The sequence below is a fragment of the Sulfurisphaera javensis genome (assembly GCF_041154675.1).
Classification (GTDB): Archaea; Thermoproteota; Thermoprotei_A; order Sulfolobales; family Sulfolobaceae; genus Sulfurisphaera; species Sulfurisphaera javensis.
Genome location: NZ_AP031322.1, coordinates 1,830,736 through 1,849,231 on the forward strand (window position 1 = coordinate 1,830,736; position 18,496 = coordinate 1,849,231).

At 30.4% G+C, this 18,496-nt stretch carries 21 protein-coding genes and 1 pseudogene; 8 read left to right on the plus strand and 14 right to left on the minus strand.

The window, feature by feature from the left end:
* The first annotated feature begins 125 nt into the window (after nucleotides 1-125).
* Nucleotides 126-2,135, plus strand: a complete 2,010-nt coding sequence (locus tag ACAM25_RS10090; RefSeq protein WP_369609602.1) for a serine/threonine-protein kinase — start codon at nucleotides 126-128, stop codon at nucleotides 2,133-2,135.
* Nucleotides 2,136-2,168: 33 nt separating this feature from the next.
* Here the strand turns inward: ACAM25_RS10090 and tenA are convergent, their stop codons facing one another.
* A complete protein-coding gene (tenA, locus tag ACAM25_RS10095) occupies nucleotides 2,169-2,819 on the minus strand; it encodes a thiaminase II (RefSeq protein WP_369609603.1) in 651 nt (216 codons plus the stop codon).
* A gap of 491 nt (nucleotides 2,820-3,310) precedes the next feature.
* Here tenA and ACAM25_RS10100 point away from each other — a divergent pair, with 491 nt between their 5' ends.
* On the plus strand, nucleotides 3,311-4,732 hold the full coding sequence (locus ACAM25_RS10100; RefSeq protein WP_369609604.1) for an MFS transporter: 1,422 nt from the start codon (nucleotides 3,311-3,313) through the stop codon (nucleotides 4,730-4,732).
* Between the two features lie 101 nt (nucleotides 4,733-4,833).
* On the opposite strand, the gene ACAM25_RS10105 is transcribed toward ACAM25_RS10100, so the two are convergent.
* The 5 genes from ACAM25_RS10105 to ACAM25_RS10125 form a co-directional block, all read right to left on the minus strand.
* Nucleotides 4,834-5,016: a hypothetical protein gene (locus ACAM25_RS10105; RefSeq protein WP_369609605.1), complete on the minus strand. Its 183-nt coding sequence runs from the start codon at nucleotides 5,014-5,016 to the stop codon at nucleotides 4,834-4,836.
* 204 nt (nucleotides 5,017-5,220) lie between these two features.
* Complete coding sequence (locus ACAM25_RS10110) at nucleotides 5,221-5,355, minus strand: hypothetical protein (protein WP_369609606.1); 135 nt, start codon at nucleotides 5,353-5,355, stop codon at nucleotides 5,221-5,223.
* A 70-nt stretch (nucleotides 5,356-5,425) separates the two neighbouring features.
* Complete coding sequence (locus tag ACAM25_RS10115; protein ID WP_369609607.1) at nucleotides 5,426-6,289, minus strand: hypothetical protein; 864 nt, start codon at nucleotides 6,287-6,289, stop codon at nucleotides 5,426-5,428.
* A gap of 14 nt (nucleotides 6,290-6,303) precedes the next feature.
* Entirely contained in the window at nucleotides 6,304-6,486 is a 183-nt protein-coding gene (locus ACAM25_RS10120; protein ID WP_369609608.1) for a hypothetical protein, read from the minus strand.
* Nucleotides 6,487-7,058: 572 nt separating this feature from the next.
* A complete protein-coding gene (locus tag ACAM25_RS10125; protein ID WP_369609609.1) occupies nucleotides 7,059-7,616 on the minus strand; it encodes a hypothetical protein in 558 nt (185 codons plus the stop codon).
* 174 nt (nucleotides 7,617-7,790) lie between these two features.
* Between ACAM25_RS10125 and ACAM25_RS10130 the strand changes: the two genes are divergently transcribed.
* Nucleotides 7,791-9,419, plus strand: a complete 1,629-nt coding sequence (locus ACAM25_RS10130) for a glycosyltransferase 87 family protein (RefSeq protein ID WP_369609610.1) — start codon at nucleotides 7,791-7,793, stop codon at nucleotides 9,417-9,419.
* Here ACAM25_RS10130 and ACAM25_RS10135 read toward each other — a convergent pair.
* Nucleotides 9,406-11,052, minus strand: a complete 1,647-nt coding sequence (locus ACAM25_RS10135) for a hypothetical protein (protein WP_369609611.1) — start codon at nucleotides 11,050-11,052, stop codon at nucleotides 9,406-9,408. The genes ACAM25_RS10130 and ACAM25_RS10135 overlap by 14 nt on opposite strands.
* 175 nt (nucleotides 11,053-11,227) lie before the next feature.
* Between ACAM25_RS10135 and ACAM25_RS10140 the strand changes: the two genes are divergently transcribed.
* The gene (locus ACAM25_RS10140; RefSeq protein WP_369609612.1) at nucleotides 11,228-11,365 is read left to right on the plus strand and encodes a hypothetical protein; all 138 of its coding nucleotides are present in this window, start codon (nucleotides 11,228-11,230) and stop codon (nucleotides 11,363-11,365) included.
* 181 nt (nucleotides 11,366-11,546) lie between these two features.
* On the opposite strand, the gene ACAM25_RS10145 is transcribed toward ACAM25_RS10140, so the two are convergent.
* Nucleotides 11,547-12,119, minus strand: coding sequence for a hypothetical protein (locus tag ACAM25_RS10145; RefSeq protein ID WP_369609613.1), 573 nt, complete (start codon nucleotides 12,117-12,119; stop codon nucleotides 11,547-11,549).
* A gap of 177 nt (nucleotides 12,120-12,296) precedes the next feature.
* Between ACAM25_RS10145 and ACAM25_RS10150 the strand changes: the two genes are divergently transcribed.
* Complete coding sequence (locus ACAM25_RS10150) at nucleotides 12,297-12,656, plus strand: hypothetical protein (protein ID WP_369609614.1); 360 nt, start codon at nucleotides 12,297-12,299, stop codon at nucleotides 12,654-12,656.
* Nucleotides 12,626-13,012, plus strand: a complete 387-nt coding sequence (locus ACAM25_RS10155; protein ID WP_369609615.1) for a clan AA aspartic protease — start codon at nucleotides 12,626-12,628, stop codon at nucleotides 13,010-13,012. The genes ACAM25_RS10150 and ACAM25_RS10155 overlap by 31 nt, the downstream gene beginning before the upstream one ends.
* A gap of 23 nt (nucleotides 13,013-13,035) precedes the next feature.
* On the opposite strand, the gene ACAM25_RS10160 is transcribed toward ACAM25_RS10155, so the two are convergent.
* The 6 genes and pseudogenes from ACAM25_RS10160 to ACAM25_RS10185 all read right to left on the minus strand — a co-directional run bounded on the left by ACAM25_RS10160 (nucleotide 13,036) and on the right by ACAM25_RS10185 (nucleotide 15,893).
* Nucleotides 13,036-13,818 (minus strand): aldose 1-epimerase, encoded by a 783-nt coding sequence (locus tag ACAM25_RS10160; RefSeq protein WP_369609616.1) that lies wholly within the window; start codon nucleotides 13,816-13,818, stop codon nucleotides 13,036-13,038.
* Nucleotides 13,819-13,849: 31 nt separating this feature from the next.
* Nucleotides 13,850-14,290, minus strand: a complete 441-nt coding sequence (locus ACAM25_RS10165; protein WP_369609617.1) for an STK_08120 family protein — start codon at nucleotides 14,288-14,290, stop codon at nucleotides 13,850-13,852.
* A 67-nt stretch (nucleotides 14,291-14,357) separates the two neighbouring features.
* A pseudogene (locus tag ACAM25_RS10170) lies at nucleotides 14,358-14,773 on the minus strand (type II toxin-antitoxin system VapC family toxin).
* Nucleotides 14,760-15,014 carry a VapB-type antitoxin gene (locus ACAM25_RS10175; protein WP_369609618.1) on the minus strand — a complete coding sequence of 85 codons (255 nt, stop codon included), beginning with the start codon at nucleotides 15,012-15,014 and terminating at the stop codon, nucleotides 14,760-14,762. The pseudogene ACAM25_RS10170 and the gene ACAM25_RS10175 overlap by 14 nt, the downstream one beginning before the upstream one ends.
* A 125-nt stretch (nucleotides 15,015-15,139) precedes the next feature.
* Nucleotides 15,140-15,484: a nucleotidyltransferase domain-containing protein gene (locus ACAM25_RS10180; protein WP_369609619.1), complete on the minus strand. Its 345-nt coding sequence runs from the start codon at nucleotides 15,482-15,484 to the stop codon at nucleotides 15,140-15,142.
* Nucleotides 15,462-15,893 carry a HEPN domain-containing protein gene (locus tag ACAM25_RS10185; protein ID WP_369609620.1) on the minus strand — a complete coding sequence of 144 codons (432 nt, stop codon included), beginning with the start codon at nucleotides 15,891-15,893 and terminating at the stop codon, nucleotides 15,462-15,464. The genes ACAM25_RS10180 and ACAM25_RS10185 overlap by 23 nt, the downstream gene beginning before the upstream one ends.
* Nucleotides 15,894-15,985: 92 nt before the next feature.
* Between ACAM25_RS10185 and ACAM25_RS10190 the strand changes: the two genes are divergently transcribed.
* On the plus strand, nucleotides 15,986-16,990 hold the full coding sequence (locus tag ACAM25_RS10190) for a hypothetical protein (protein ID WP_369609621.1): 1,005 nt from the start codon (nucleotides 15,986-15,988) through the stop codon (nucleotides 16,988-16,990).
* 105 nt (nucleotides 16,991-17,095) lie between these two features.
* Complete coding sequence (locus tag ACAM25_RS10195; RefSeq protein ID WP_369609622.1) at nucleotides 17,096-18,340, plus strand: AAA family ATPase; 1,245 nt, start codon at nucleotides 17,096-17,098, stop codon at nucleotides 18,338-18,340.
* Nucleotides 18,341-18,496 lie beyond the last annotated feature (156 nt).

The window sequence follows — 18,496 nt, forward strand, 5'->3', positions numbered from 1 at the left end:
AATATTCGACATGTCATAAAAAATATACATAATTGCATTTATATGGAAAAGTCTGTCTATTAGTTATATTTTTCTCCATTGCATGAAAAGAAAAATATTTAATCACTAACATAGAGATTCTAGCAATGAAAATTAATGTTAATATGCTTTACGATTTTATTATATATTCAATTATTTTCACAATAATATATAAACACGATCCCACATTACCAATATTTCCTAATCTCTCTTTCCTCACAATAGCTCTTCCTTTAGCTTCTTTACTTATTAATGGACTTTACCCCAACTTAAAGACTTTCAGTATTGGTATAGTTATTACTTTGTTAAGCATAATATATTTCTGGCCTGCTTTATCTACTGCTGCTGAAATAACTGGAATATTAGTTTTTCTTGAAATTATTGGTTTATTCATATTTGGTCTTATTCCATTCGTAGTCGAATTAATTTTAGCTTATGCCCTTTATCTTTCACCTCCACCTTCTTCTACTTACGCTGTAGATAATATTCCAATAATTCTCATATTCATCTTATTTACAGCATATATTAGGGGAATTGCCCTTTCTAGGAAAGGAAAACTTTTCTTTGAAATCAAAATAAGAGTAAGAAATTCTCCTACTTCGAAACATAAACCAAAAAGCTCCATGATAAGAGGCTTAATAAAAAGCTCTTCTTCATCACAAAAAAGTCAATACAAAAAAGTCTTAATAACTGGTTTGCCTACGCAAAATATAAAAGTTCAGGTTGATAGTTATCTTGTGGATTTACCAATAGGGCAAGAAGTTTCTATTAAAGCCCAACAATTAATCTTTTGCCCACAAGAGATCAATGGAATTACTTATGTTCCAAACATACACATTACGACTAGTGACAAGGTTAGAGTAACTTATAGCATAGGAAATCCAAGCCCCTCAAATTTTAGAAAATGTTATATAAGATTTCGAATAAATAACTACAACAGCGATTGGTTATTAAACGTAGATGGAGTAGTTTATAAGCTTCAAGGGAATGATACTTATTTTCCTTTATTTGATAAAATGATGATTAATTGGAAAGCTAGTCCTTTGGGTAACTTCAAATTTAATCCTAGCGGGGGGCAAGCGTTTAGAGGAGATTATATAGTTATTGATACTTTACCAACACTTCAACCTGTTACATTTTCTCAAGCTACTCCACAGCAATGGAATGCTAATTTATGGGTTGGTAAGAATTTGTATGGGTATAAGATAGTTGATTTTATTGGCGAGGGTGGTAATGGTTATGTATTAAAAGGAGAAAGTGGTGGTACTTATTACGCTTTAAAAATTCTTAAACTTGAACAGACTATTGGTGGTACTAGAACTCAAGCTAGTTTATCCTCATTTGACGTTTTATTCTCAGAAGGTGAAAATTTGAAAAAATTATCTCAAAATCCACGGTTTGTTGAAATTTATGGAATTTATGTAGATAGAAATAATATTAAGAGAATTTTAGACGGAGATTCTTCAATATATTTGCAATTTCCTCCAGCAATTGTAATGGAATTCATGGAGGGAGGAAACCTTGAATCCTTAATTCAAGATAGATTCGTTTATTCTCAGTACTGGTACGATATAGTTAAAGAAATAATTAAGGAAGTTGCTGAAGGACTTGCATATTTGCATTCTTCTGGATACGTTCATCTTGACATAAAACCAGCAAATATCTTCTTTTCCTCTAAGCTAGGAAATTCTCCTTATGAAGTCTATCAAAATGTAAAGGGAAAAGTGAAAATTGGTGATTTAGGCTCGGCAGTTAAAGTTGGTTCTCAAGTTACACAAATAACTCCAGCTTACGCTTCACCAGATCAATTAGAAGCTTTAATAACAGGAAAAGGGGCTTCACCATCAATGGATATATTTTCTCTTGGTGTTACTTTATACAAGATGTTAACAATGAGTTATAGCCCTATTGGTGACTTATTAGATCAAGCCTTTACTCTTTATGCTAATGGTGATATTCAAGGAGCATTAAATTTAATTAACCAAGCAAAAAGCCAACTTCCTATAATCCCACCATCAAATATTCCCAGAGAATTCCAAGAAACCATAATAAGAGCTACTGATCCTAATCCCTTAAAGAGAATCACTGCAAAAGATATACTTGCGATTTTACAATAGTGGTAGATGTAACAAAACGGAAGGATAAAAATTTTAAAAATCGAAAGGAAATTTTTCCATTTTATATGCCATATCCCAGAACATATATTCAAACATAGAAGCTAGTCTGAAATGCTTCTTTACAGCTTCTTTTTGTTCTTCAGTTAATCTAAAGGAGTTAAGAATTTTAATGACAGACTTTACTCCTTTTTCGTATTCTTCCCCACCGTAAGTTTCAATCCAACGTCTATATAAGGGGTTTGGAGAACTCTTTTTAAGCAGTTCTTTTCCAACTTCCATATAAATCCAGTAACAAGGTAAAACTGCTGAAACGCCTTCATAAAAAGGTCTAGAATATACTACAGAAAGAAGATAAGAAGTATAAAGAAGATTTGTAGGAGATGGCTTAGCTTTACTTGGATCAATTTTCCACAAAGAGATAAAATATTGATGAAGACTTCTTTCAACTTCTAGAACATGAGAAACATGAGTAGCAAAAAGTAATGAGTCTTCTTGCCTTTCAGCCTTTGCGGAAAGGATTGCTAAGGACTTACTAAATTCTCTCAAATACAAAAAGTCTTGTATGATATAGTATTGAAACTTAATTTCCTCTAAACTTCCATCGGTTAAACCCCTAATAAAAGGATGTGAAAGAATTGCAGAATATATATCTGAAATTGAATCCCAAAGTTCATCAGAGAGCATAAGAGTAATTATTCTTGTAAATTAAATTTTTGACTATCTAAAACTCTTCTTATTCACTTTATCGTTATATAACTTCTGAGGTTAAGGGGTGAGAGCCCCCATCCTTAGGTTGGATAACCCCTTATATAAGGGATAAATAGCAAGTTATCTCAGAGTAGTCATATAGGAAAGTTTTGGAACTATTTTAGGTCTTTCACGATCTAATAATGATTAAAAACTTACTGGACTTAATAAGGAAAACTAAGGCTGGTCAATCCTTAAGGGCGGAATAGTTCACTTAGACGATGGATAACAAGTTATACCATGTTTTTACTTTTTTGTTTTATAGTTGAAATCAGAAGCTAGCTATAGTATCCTTATTTAATGAAAATATAGTAAGGTACTCATAAATAAAATATTTAGTGGAAATCTCTATCAAGAGACTTAAAACCTAAAAGGAAGAATTAGATATATCGAAAACTTTAATAGCTTTAAACTATGTTTATGTGATCATGGATTATAAATCAAAGACGTTGCTTATACTTTCGGCAATGTTATTAATTGTAAATTATGTTGAAACAATGGTTATTCCAGCTTTACCTACAATAGAGAATGATTTTTCAATATCTTCAACCTTAGCTGGTTGGATCACTTCAGCCTATATGCTAGTAGCTGCAGCTACTTCACCATTAATGGGAAAATTAGCTGATACTTATGGTAAAACTAGGATGTACATAATTTCAATTGCTTTCTATATAGTTGCGGTTGCGTTAGCTGGTTTTTCTCCTAATATTTGGGTTTTAATTGCTGCTAGGGCTATTCAAGGAGTTGGTTTCTCTATGTTCCCTATAGCAATAGCAATAATAACTGATATTTATCCGAAAGAGAGAGTTGCATTTGCCCAATCAATTTTAAGTGCAACAATAGGTATTGGGCCAGCTTTAGGTTTACTTATAGGCTCTTACATAGTTGAAGATTTAGGATGGCCTTATGCTTTTCATACTGCAGCAATACTTTCTCTTATTATCTTTTTCATTTCACTTAAATACCTACCTCATACTGGAACTAGATTAAAAGAAAAGGTGGACTATATAGGTGCAACATTAATTGGCGTTGCTACAGCCTTAGTTTTAGTTTACGTTACTGAAGGTCCAACATTAGGTTGGTTAGCTTTAGATAATTTATGGATGTTAGTCGTTGGCCTTGTACTTTATGGCGTTTTTATCGCTTATGAAAGAGTTATATCGGAACCATTAATGAAATTAAGTTTGTTTAAGATAAGGAACTTTGCTGTTGCTAATATTGTAGGTTTAATTTCTGGAATAGGAATGTTTGCAAATTTCATTTTCTTAGTTTATTATTCTCAGTTACCAAAACCTTATGGTTTAGGTCTTTCAATTATTCAGTCTGGTTTATTAATGTCCCCAGTAGCATTAGGAATGATAATATTTGGTCCAATATTAGGTAGACTTATGCCTAGAATAGGACCAAAGCCTATAATGATATTAGGCGGTATCCTAACTGATCTTTCTTACCTTCTTTTACTTATATACAGAAGTACACCTTTTGATGTTTTATTAGATGGCTTTATTTCGTCTGTTGGTTTAGTGGCATTTATTATACCTTTAGTAAATATGGTCGCATTGTCTTTACCAGACCAATATAGGACTACTGGAATGGGAATGAACACTCTTTTAAGAACTCTAGGTGGTTCAGTGGGTCCAGTTGTTGCAACAGTATTTATGCAAACTTATCAAGATCCCATAATTACTATGCTAAATAATCAGATTTACGTCATGGGGTTTATCCCATCAGCGACAGCATTTAATTATATAGCGATATTTGGAATGATAATGATGACATTAGCGTTAATTGTTGCTTTATGGACTAAGAACTATAAGTTTAATGTAAGAATGAGAGTTTCAGCACACTAATAACTTAAAATTGATAAATTCCAATTAAGCTTAAACCTCAATAATATACGAACACATTCTATCCTTATTATTACAATTTCTTTTTTAAAAAAGAAATATATTTATCTTTTTCTTCTTAATAAGACTACACTAATAGCAATTACTATTATTACTATTACTATACCCACAATAATTAATGGATTCATTGAAGATGAAGGAGTAGTTGAAGAGAGAACTGAGGAAGATGGTGTAGTAGAGGTTTGCTTTGTGGTTGTTGTTACTGGGGTAGTTTGTTTAATAATCATCAGGTTTATCGAAGTAGAGTTAGAACTTTTAACTACATATGTAACATAATAAGTACCACTCACATTAGTAACAAGAACCAGTGGAACTCCTCTAAATGGGCCTCCCCCACTAATTATAAAAGCCTTGGGTATAATAGAGGAATAAATTATGGTTCCATTAGATCCAAATAAAGCAAAGCTAACCGTCCCATTTTCTAATGAAATTTAATACGAATTAAATAAGGCAGTAGATACGCCAACACCTAATAATGCAGCAGAAAGTGATTGTGATACTACTGAAGCATAAGCAGCTGAAGAGAAATTAAAATTAGATAAATAACTATAAGCCTTATTTATCATATAAACTGATACGTTATACGTTGTACTATTTAATGGATTAACAACTAATATGTAATTATCATTGCTTGCTTCAAAGAATAAAGTCGCTAAAACAGTGACATTCCTTTTTTTCCATTTCTATTCCTTGAGGAGTAGGTACTGGCTCCATACGAGTTATTGTCTTATATTTTAAAGGTATCTTATACAATAAAGTCATGTTGTTACCCATTCCTATACTATAAAGAGATAATGTGTTATTCTCACTCTTTATTATTACTAAATTGTTATCAAGAGGTAAAAGTGAAATGTGCGAATTATTTGAAATGTTCAGAACTGAAGAAATTTCTCCATTAGGTATATAAATCTTTACTAACTCACTAGTATATTCATTAGGATAAGTTATACCAGTATAAGATAAATTGATTACATAAAAGTAATTACCAACTATAGCATATACAGAACCTATTGGAGGACTTGACGAGAAGCCAAAACTACTTGTCTCAAAATCAAAAGGTGCAATGGCTAAGTTTAATGTTTTGTTGTATACTACATTCCCATTCCAATTTATTAAAATCAATGATGAATTGCTTGAAGAGGTTTTCAAAGTGGAAGATACAGTATTAGAAGGAGTAGTTGGTGTAATAAGATTATATACTATATTATGAATTTCTGCTACTAATACTCCTAGATGTGTTGGTTTTATAATGGGTACATAATTAATAGAAGAGACATTAAAACTTACCGATTTTCCATTGGTAAATAATAACGTGATATTTTCGGTAGAATATGATTGCGAAAAAGATTCCATTAGTAATGCTGAGTTATTATTATAACTAATTGAATAAAAAAGCGTAAATTCGTTAAATACTTTCTCGCCTACGATCGTACTTCCATTATACTCATAAAGATAAATATGGAATGCTGGTGAATAAGCTGATGTAGCACTAGGGTTCACAAATGAGAATAATTCTATATATAGAGTATTATTAAAAGTAAACATTTCTGGGATATAGATGGTTTTTCTTGGGCTGATTCTTCAAATACTGTATATGTTGAATTTGATGAATACTTTACTATGTATGTTGATGAAGAATTTGTAGTAACGTTAATTACATCATATGCAATATAAAGTGAGCCTTTATACCAGATCATGGAAAGTGGAAAAACTTAAGCATTACTTACTTTAACTATTGTAGACGTTGATACAATAAAAGTAGCTGTAGATAATAATGCTGAAATAGAAAATAAAAACATTACCACTAGTACAATTAATTTATTTTTCATATGAGTTGGTCAGAAAATTCCTATAAAAGTTTTATCATAATAGTTAAGCATGAGGAAACTATTAGTAGTTAACTTTATGAAGTGATAGATTCTACAATGAATACTATAAAATTTGGATTTATTTCTCTTCAAATATATCATAGAAATTAAATTTATGTTAGATTAGAATTTTAATGAGAATGCTCTATAAATATAATTTATTACTATCACTTTATTTGAATAATGCTTACTAACATTACTTGATTTTATCGTAATAAGCTAAAAACCAACTAAACTATAGCGTTATTATGTAAATTAAAAGTAATTATGCCTCTATGGAGAGACTATAAGATGATAGTTGTATGAGCCAAACAACTAAATAAATGGAAAAAGATACGGAAATAATTTATTGTTTAACGATGATATAAGAAATAAAGTAACAAGAAGTAAATAAAAAAGATTTAATATGTATAGGTTACTGTTACGGTCTCAGTAGCTCCATTAAAGAAGTTACTATTACCAACCTCAACCTCAATTTCTCCTGGCAAAACTGGAAATACCACAGTCCCAGAAGTCCCCACATTATAAGTCTGACTTGTAATAGTTTGCCCCATGTTAGTATATTCTACAATTGTAACTGTTGTTTTTGTTGTAGTTGATGATAAAACGTTAACAGTAACGTAACCAGCATAATTTGCTGTGAACGAGATAGTAGAGTATTGACCAGCAGGTTGATTAACAGTATAATCATTTGCTATTGTTCGGGTATTTTGTAAATTTACAATAGATTGCAAATTATTAACTTCAGATTGTAAAGCTTGATTTTCAGAAGTTAAATTACTTATTTGAGCTTTAAGACTTGCAATTTCTTGTAGCAATACGGTAGTATTAGAATTACTTGAAGCTACAACATTTGGATTATTTTGGTTTCCGTGTATAAGAATAAAATACATTACACTTGGCACAGTTATAGCTACTACTACAGCAACTATTATGCCAATTAAAATAGGTGTTTTCATCTCATTTTAGTTTTCCAGTGAATTTGTTTTATAAATATTTGTACTTTTTCAAACTTACTAAAAGATCTCTTTCAATAAGTAGAACGTTTTCGTTAAAATCAGAAAATTAAAGTTAGTTTATATGATCTTTCATCTTGTGACAAGATTTATAAATTATTTTCCTTAAGGCAATATGTGGAAAAACGATACAATTTAGCTATTCGCTCAAACTTCATTCAGTTGTTTCTTGCTGTACTTTATTACTTATCTGGACTATACTACTATTACACAAATATTACTTTTGACATTATAAACATCATTTTATTATTGCTTATTGGATTACTATTTTTCATCAAAATCAACATAAAATATGCTAAACTAATCATATTGACTGAAGTATTAATAGCACCATTAGAGTATTTTTACTTCTTTGGGAGATTGTATCTTCTAATAATTCCTTATATAATATTATTATTAGGATACAAAAGAAACGAGAACCTAACTTACCTACTGATATTCTTCGTTTTATCTACCGCAGTATTACCAATAACTACGTATTTCGGCACAGACGAAATAATAATTGCTTATTATTCGGATCATCTTCTTCTTCATGGTCTAAACCCCTATAATCCTCAACTTACTAAAAATGTATTTTCTGTTTACCCGGAAAATACTTCCATATGTGGAACTCCGTATACTACGGGAGGTGTAGTAACAAATCTGAATTATCCAGCTTTATATATTCTCTTATATTTACCTTCTTATATTTTTAGTTTCTCGCCAAACTATATAGTCTTTTTCTTCTATTTGTTATTGCCAGTTATAGTTTATTTAAGATTAAAAGAAGCATTTCCCTTTTTTATTTCTGGATATATGTTATCTTATTATTATCTTATCTTCTCAGTTCATGGAGTTGATGACATTATCTGGGTTACATTTCTTTTGTTAAGTTTCTTAATCAAGAACAAGTATTTAAAAGGAGTTTTTTATGGTCTTTCAGTATCCTATAAGCAAGATCCTTTAATATTTCTGCCTTTTTACTTAATACAACTAAAAAAAGATTCTTACCATTTTCTTTTAGCATCTTTTCTCACATTTGTATTAATTAATGGATATTTCATTTTCCTTTCACCATATTATTTCTTTTACGATATACTAACGCCTGTTACAGCAAACATAATACAAATAGGTAGTGGAATTGATCTACTTTCTATCATAGGAGTATTTTACGAATATCCTCTTTTTTATATATCTTCACAAGCTATTATTCTTCTTGTTGGCTTATACTTTACTTGGAAAAAAGAGCTGAAAAGTGAATCGACAGGATTCGTTTATTATATCATGCTATTCATGTATAGAATGCTATACAATTATATCTCATATCTCCCTATATTCACTTACGTAGAAGAAGGGGGAAACGAGAGACGCATTAAGAGAAACCAAAAAATAATAATACCAATTGCTATTCTGTTAATCCTATCTCTCGCACTGTTTTTCCATTATGGATTCTCACAGTATTATAATACGTTGCATATTCAATTACTTAAAATATATAGCAAAGATGGAAAAGTTTATGCCATGCTATTTAACGTTAGTTTTAATGGTGAAGGAAAAATAAAACCATTTTTCAGAATATTTTCCAGCGGAGGATTATATACTGGAAATGGACTTTTATGGGAGTCAAATTCCACATGGCTAGAAAAAGGAGAATCAGAAATAGTATTAGTTTATACCAATTATTCTTATCTCACATTCACTTACAACTCTTACACAATTATTAATGCTTATTATAGTTATTATAATGCTTATTTTACGATACATTAACATATAAAAAACCATTTACATCTTCATAATAAGCGTTTATTATTATATATCCTCCCCCTGCAATACCAAGAATATTTAAAGGAGACTTTATCATTACTATCTCCCATTCACCTCTTTCTAACCAAGTAGAATTAGATATCCACAATAAACCATTACCACCATGATAACTATTAATAGCAAAAAGTCTAAACATGGGTTTTATCTTATTTAAAGGACCTTCGTAAGATACGTTAACTAACATTGCAGTTATGTTACCATCTGTTTTGAACACATGTAAAACTTCAATCTTAATGCTATTATAATAAGAGAAATAAGCATAATGGAATATCAAAGCAAATGAAAATATAACAAGAGAAACTAAGAAGAGTGGTTTAATAACATCCTTCCTTAAGCTTATTTTATTTTCAACCTTATTATCAAGGTAATTAAATATAGGAATGTACATAACATAATTCCACAACATCCTATACATGAAAAACATGAAAAAATAAATTGAACCTATGTAGTTTGAGATCTTACGTTTAATGAATAAGTATAAAGAGACAGAAAAAATAAACAACTGTGTAAAAAAGAAAAAGTCCTTAAATTCATAAAAGAAACCATTAACCGAAAAAATGTCAAGACCGAATCCAATTTCTAATAAGTTACTAAATAATGGGGTCAATAAGTCAGTAAAATAATAATGTGGCGAAATAGCAATAAAATATCCGTTTAGAATAAAAAAAGTTACAATAGCTCCAATTAAGAACTTACTCAAATTCTTTTTCTCTCTATAAAGTTCAATCATATAAAAAGGTAGGAAAATCAAAGGATCTTGCTTATAGGATACTGAAAGACCATAAAAAACTCCTTTTAACCACTCATCCTTAACTAGAAAAGAAATTATGAGAAATGTTACCCACACAATATTATCAATTCCACCAGTTGAATAAAGAAAATAATAGACGTTAAAGAAATAAGCAGATATAAAAAGAAGAAATGAGCTATTATCTAGTTTAAATTTCATTATCAAAGGCAAAATTACGTAGAAAAACAGAAGAATATAATTGGGATTAAAATGAAAAAGAACAGCTGGTATAAGAAGAAGAAACGATAGAGAAGGGTAATTTAAATTTGTCACAAAACCTCCAGTTGTATAAGGAGTTCCATAAATATATGGTGAAACATGATAAACAAAGAATACATTATTTGTGACATTTGGATTATAAGGATTTAACCCATGGAGAAATTGATAAGCTGAATAATAATCAATCATAAGTTCGTCAGTACCAAAAGAATTATACACAGGTTTAAAAATCCCAACAACGAAAAGGTTTACTAATGATGCAATATCTAATCTCTTGGTAAGAATACCAATAATAAGAATCAGATAAAGGATAGGTATGATGAGCATCTTATGAAATAAATAATAATAGAAGATTGGAGAAATGAAGAGTTCCGAATAAACTATAATTTTAAAGAATTTAAGATCACCTTTAATAAAAAGAAGAATACCAGAAATTAAAAGAAGAGAAACTATTAATATATCACTCCAAAATGATGTATAATAAAATTCTGAAAATAGAAGCATTGATGCCCAAATCAAAACTATAGAAATATTAGTAGTAACTGAAAACGTATATAGTTTTTGCATCGTAGAATTTGATTACTAAAGCAACGTTTTAAAACTATTCATTACACTAATGATCGTGTTTAGCAATTTCGTTTTCCCCTATTTAGAAGAAGAAAGAAAACTATCATTAAAATATTGCTCTAAGAAGTTGAACAATAATATAAGAAAAGGAGAAGCTCATGCAGAACTTTGAGAAATGTTTGAAATTAAAGTAGATATGTATTATATTTGCGTCTCAGCCTATTCTAAATCTTTTCCTTCTTACCATGAAAATAATGAGACTTCAGTAAGTACACCAGTAAATATAACAGTATACTTCTATACTTTTACATAAGGTATTACGATAATAAGTATTACCCCTAGAGTTTAAAGCATATGAGATAGCCCAAAACTGATAAGTTTTTGTAGGAATAAAAATTAATAAGAAAGAAAAATCATAGCCAGTTTCAATCACTACAAGAAAAAATTCCAAGTGCAATTTTAAAACTGATAAGAAAATACAGTCTAATCAAAAATTATGGCGTAGAATTTGTTATATTGTCTTGTATTCTCTTTAAGAATTCTTTATGATCTAATGTTCTTATAGGAGAAGTTTTCAAATGAGAATAAAATTGACTTACTTCAAGCATTAATCTACCGCATATCGGACATCTATATCCGTTTTCCTCAAGAATTTTCTCTAATTCTGGATATATAACTTGCCTCAAAAATTGCCTTTCTATTGATTTTAAGTTTCTATCTCTTTTTTCGCCTTCTAAGGATTTTAGATATTCTCTTATTGCTCTTTGCCCTCCAGCTTCAATTCTCTTCATCGTTTTCTCATAATTTTCCAGTTCTTCCTTTGCATATTCAAGACCTAAGGAAGCTAAATACTCTAACTCTTCCTTACTTATTGCTAACCTTAAAACTAGACCATGCAATGCTGCTTTTTGACTGTGGTAAGTTGCAGATCCAAAAGGAGTAAATATTTCCCATTTAACATCATATCCTTTATAATGTACAATTATTGTAACTTCTCCCCTTTGCAATGTTCTAGGTGCAACATGCTCGAAACCAATCATCATCAAAGCTTTAAATAAACTGACCATAACCATTAAAAGAAGTTTATAATTAAATACTTATGCGCCGTTATATCCTTCTGCCTTTAAAAGCTAATATTAATGATGTTGTAGTTCTCAAGACGACATTAATACTGGAATCATAAGAGAAAGAGTTATTAAAAGAGTGCAGTTAAACTTTATTATCTCGTTTAACAAGTTTAACTTATGGAAGTTCTAATAAAAAACATGAATGAAGAACTATATAAAGAACTTAAGGCAAAGTCAGCACTGTTAGGTATTACAGTATCTGAAGCAATCCAAATAGCAATACGATTTTGGCTTTCCTCACTTGATTCTTTAGTTGACGAGAACAACATTGTATTGAAGACTGATAAGAGAGCTATTGAGAGTTACGAGGAGGGAAAGTATGTTTTAGTCTGTGATGGAAAGTTCATAGGAGGTTTTGAGAGTGAAGAAGAAGTAATAAGAATTGCAAAGAACTATAAGAAATGTACTATAAGTAGTAAAAACTATCCTATAAATCCACAAGGAGAATGGCTTTGGTCCTCAATTGCTTCAGAATAAATAATAGACCAGAAGTTGAAGTTGAACTTATTGACCCAGTAAAGGAAATTTCTGAGAAAATTAAGGCGATAATCGATACAGGTTTTTCCGGATGGGTTTTAGTACCTGGTAGTATTTATTCTCGCTTAGCTTCTCTTGAATTGGCGGAAGATAATTGGAGAACATATTCTACTCTTTCTGGAAATATTAAAATGAGAACTGCAAAGTGTATCATTAAAATTGGGGATGTAAGAATAATGGGATATATTGAATCACCTACTTTTGGTAGAGAAATGACTCTACTAGAGAGAGAAGTATTAAAAAAGCTTAAAGTCGAAATTAAAAAAGGAGAAGAAATTTGCATAGAAGATCCTTAAATTAGTAATAGGCTGAATTAGATTTATGAAATTACTTCTACTTTAAAGGAAAACTTCATTTCTTCCCCCGGGTTAATTATCTTTAAGCCTAAACCGTTGTGATAAGCATCTGGTGCTCCACTCATTGGCTCTATCGCTAAAGCACCTTTAACACCACTGTATATTTGAATAAATGGTAAATTTTCCCTCTTTATTAATATAGAAGAATGAGAAGAAACTAACTTTACATCTTCCTCAACTAAAAAACAGTCATCATAATCTTTGTGAGATAGAGTGGAGTTAATAATTTCACCAGTAGGTATATTGTTTTTCATTATACACTGCTTAACCTCCTTAGGATAAATATCCCAATCGTTAGAAACTATAAAGTAAGGATGAGCCCCAACTGTTAATGGGGCTTTTCTATCTCCTATATTCTTTACTAAGAATGTAGTCATAAGACTAGATTCATTCACTTCATATTTAATCTCTATATGAAGTTTTGTAGGATAACCATTATGAGATAAGTCATAAGAAAGAGTAACAAAATCCTCACCTATTTCTTTAATAGTGAAGATCTTATCTAGTACAAGACCATGAATTGCATTACCCTCCTTATTTTTAGGCAAAGTGTATTTTACCCCTTCAAATTCATATTCTCCTCCTTTTACTCTATTAGCAAAAGGTATTAGAATTGCCATTCCTCCTCTAGTTAATCTGTAAAGATTACCACGAAGAAGAATATCTTTCCCATTTACGGAAAAAGAGTATAAATAAGCACCCTTTGTTAATACGTCAATTTCCATATTACCTTTTCTTAACTTCATAAAGAGATTACGAGTAACAAGAATATATTTTTTATGATGATACAGCCTGTCGAACTAAATTATTAATTTCTTTCTCAAATTCTTTTTCCAACCTCCTATAATACCCTTCAGCTAAGAATTCTACTAAAGTACCTAAAGATCCTTCATATACAAATAAAGATTTGATAACGTACTTTTTGAGGATCCTATTAGGTAAAATTATAAACCTAATATAAGAGGAACCTTTTATTTTACCGTCTTGCTTTTCAATAAAATAAATCACCTCATCATATTTTAGTATTCTCCTCAGAGTTAACCTTGCTTTATAAAATAACCATTTAGCTTCTAATTCCCAACTATTATCGTCAAGTTGTTTAACGCTTTTAATAGCCTTCATACTCTCAACTAGCTTGACTGGATCGGCAAAGTATCTCATAATAATAAATCTAGGAACTTCACAATTACATTCTAAGTCATATTGTAATTCTTTCATTGTGGTATATTATGTAAATAAGTCTATATTAGATTTTCCCTCCATTTCACAAATATTAAAGATAGAATCACATGAATTTAAAGTCTTTAATATGAATCATAAATGATAAATCATTCACTTCCTTAATAATTTCTCATCAGCAGTATATACTTTATCATTCAACACTTTTCCTAAAGCTATATATGATGCATCATAAATTGTTATCCCATATTTACTCGAAAGATAAGATACTTCATCAGATATCTCATCAAAAGGATGCAAAGTTATTTGAAAATCTGAAAGAATTTTACTTACCTCTTTTAACTCATTCTCACCTAGACTGTAAGTGTATTTAAGTCCATTAAGAACTTCAAAAGGTAAAATGCATGGAGCATGAAGATCTTCTATCCCTTTAACATATGCCTCCTTTAAGAGTAAAGCTTGCTCACTGTAATTCTCCTTAGCAAACCATTTTATCACAACGGAAGCATTACAATTGCCAATTTTTATCCCTAAATTCCCTTATTGTCTCTTCACTTCTTTTACCACCATAAATTTGATAGAACTCCAGCGATCTAAGGGATGCTTCAGCAATCCTTTTATAATCTTTCTTTTCCTTTTTCCTTTCTTCTTCCTCAATTACCTCTTTAATTTTACTCCTAATTACTTCACTCCAATTAATATAACTTAACTCATCCATCTTCTTTTTCAAATCATCATCAACTCTAATACTTATTATAGCCATATGTTATTTTTCACGTGAAAATTTAAAAATATTTACGCAGACGTATTACATGTATTAACGTGAGGAAGGCAAATCGAGTTAAGAGAAAAGCATAGAAACTACTTCAATTAGCTAGTTGACTATCATTATGCAATTTCAATCATTTTCTTAGCATGAGCGAAATAACTTTTTGCCCTTTCCTCATCAACAACGTGAAGCTCAACTGGAGCATCAAAAGGTAAACCATATTTATCCATAGCCCTTATCATTATTTCTTGTTTTAGAAAAAGTCTTTCCTTACTAGTTAACGGTCTTGAAATTAGAACTAAAATGTCAATATCGCTAAGCACTGTCACCCTATCTTCAGCAACTCCACCAAAAACGTAAACCTTAGCTTGTGGGTCTAACTCTTTAGAAGCCTTGGCAATAATCTCAGCATATTCCCTCCATCTTCTTAAGTGAGCAAATTTATCCTTTACCCAACTTGACATCTTTAGCAATCTCCTCTAACTCATTTATAATCTTTTCTACAACATCTACTGCTTCTTCAGCTTGTGATTTATCATATTCCTCTTCTCCATATCTAGCTTCACTATAAGAGTCTTCAAGGTTTATTAGAATTCTTCGATATTCAACAGAAAGGGAATCTATCTTGTCAGCAAGAGTAGAAAATTCGTTTTCTCTCAGAAGCTGAGATAAGCGGGAAAGTAAAGTTCTGACATCGTAAGACCTAAACTCAATTCCAAAAAGCTCAAAAATTACAGCCTTGGTATATAGTTGTAAAGCTTCCTCAGCATGAAAAATTGCAATATCATAAGAACCTCTGTTTATATCATTTTTAGCATCTGTTAGAAAATCTAAAGCTCTCCTTTTCTGTCTTTGTACTTTAATTCCACTCACACTTTTAACTTTCTCTCCCATTTTTAAAATTTGATAAGGTAATGAGAAATGAAAATGAAATTTGGAAAATTATTAACTCTTACCCCCTTGTTATGTACTTAATAGAGGAAGGAGAATACAAAAGTAACGAACTTTATGAGAAATTACAAGAAATTGAGAAATTAGTTTATCCTTCAAGAGAGAACGATTATGTTAGAGTTTATTCCTATCTGTTTTGCCCAGTAAAAGTTAAGAAAGAAATAAAGTATGTTCCAATCGTTTTGATTTATCTTAAATGTTTTGATGAATACGAGATTAGAATACTTGATAAAAAGATAGTTATAAAGAAAGGAGAGAGTGATGAACTAGATAAAAAAGTAAAGTCATTAGTATACAGGCTTTATGAATTTGTTAAGCTTCAACATGATAACCCCGTTCTTATCGATATAGAATTAATTGACAAGCATTACGCAACTGGTTGGGTAAAAAGGAAATACGTGGTAAAACCAGAAATTACAAAAGAAGAAGCTAGGGAAGTTTGGAATGCGTACAAAGACAATCTAAAGAATACTTTACCGTCTGAGGAAATAACGTTAAGAGATTATTTAGAGGTAACAAAAATAATTTATGAAGCATTAGGATTAGATACTTCGGCCGATTTAAAATCTCTTTACTTAAAGTATGCTGATGGAAGAGATTGTGGAATGATGGATTTGCCTCTTGATGATGCAAAGGCATTTAAAGAATGGTTACATACAGAATCTAATTGCGGAGGGCATTCTTTTGAAATAACTAGGGGAGGATTACACACATATGGAATTCATTTATACCCACCAGATGAGAGGAAAAGGTATATCGTTTCTGCTGGTGATTACTACGTTAGTTATTATAAAGCTGTAAAAGAATTGATAAAGAGGAAAATACCATTTATTGCTTCTGATTTAAAATTTACGTTAAAGTACTTAACTGGTGAAGTTAAGTTAAGAGTAAATGAGTTAGATAATCTTTTCCTTTGGGTATCTTACTATGACGTCATACGTAAAGATAAGATTGAGTGGGATGAGTTTAGGGAAGTTGAATATAGAAGAGGAAATAGTTGCAGACATTTGCATGCGTAAGAACTCATATTTTGCTAACTAGTGGTTTGTCTTATGCTATTATATTCAGACGAGATCCATGAGACTAGTAATGAAACTTATAACTCTTGAAAAGTAATAAAGATGATGAAACTTATAGTTCATAAACTTGGTCCTTTAAAAGAGACTGAAATTGAGATTAATACACCAATTACTATCCTATTTGGAAGATCTAATACAGGGAAATCTTACGTTTTAAAGGCTTTATACTCACTACTTAGCTTTCTTGATAAAAGTAATGAAGAAAGGATAATTGACTCTATCTTAGGTAATATTAATTTTCTTGAAAATAAAATGTTAGAAATAGATTTTGCTACTCACATCAGAACAGTTATTGATTTTCTAAGGAATAGTTTGGTTGGAGAATCTAATGTTGAATTGTATTTAAACGGAAAAAGAAGCGAGGATTTGATAAAAGAATTGGGAGAAAAAATAAGAAAAATTGATTTTAAAGAGGAAACTTATGAAGAGAAGGATATATACTCATCTTTTCCTCAACCACAGAGAGTCAGTGTGAAATTACGCGATGGAAAGCTTTTGTTAAACAAAGCGACAACGCAAGCGAGCTATTCCTTAATAAGTTTTCTTGCAAATAGCGTTAGAAACTACTTGTCAGATGTAGTACTTCCTATTATAGAGAAAAAAGCCAAAGATTTATTTGAAATTCCTAGTGTAAGGTATTTAAATTATGGTAGATTTGTAGCATTGTATGGTAATTTAGATGACCCTTATTTCAGTAGTTCTTCATATTGGATAAAGAATGGTAAGAATCTAGTAAAGCAAGGTAAAATAAATAGTGAGATTGAAAAACTTTTCAATTTATCTATCAAGATTAAGAAAGAAGAACTTACTATAAATGGGTATTCTCCAGCTCATTCATCTGCAAGTCTTGTTGAATTAAGCTCATTATTCTTAGCTGTAGCTGATGGTGAAGGAGGATTACTGCTTATTGAAGAACCAGAGACGCAGTTAGATGTTTATTCACAAATAAAAATTGGAGTTATACTTTACTTACTTTCAAAAAGATTTAAGATCGTATTTTCCACTCATAGTGAAATACTATTACTTACAATGGCTATGTTATCAAGATTTTCAGAATGTGCAAAAGACGTTCTTATATCAAGGATAAAGGAACTTGTAGATATTGAAAATTTGGACAATTTAGATCATGTAGATGTTAACTTTTACTTCTTTGACAAAGGAAAAGTAGAAAAACGTAGTGCTAAAGAAATATTAGCTAATGCTGAAATCTTTACTGATTTAAATAATAAGTTACTTGATAGTATAACGGAATTAGTATTAGCGTGGGAAGAAAAATGCCAACAGAGATAGTCATCAGAGAAAATAATTGCTGTCTTAAAACTGATTGCGTGTTAATCATATCATTCGAGAACAGGAATATCCTCACTGGTTCTCACCCAGAAGGCATGTGCATTAGATTTAATAGAAATGATTTAGAAATTGCCTATATTGAACTTAAAAACGTGA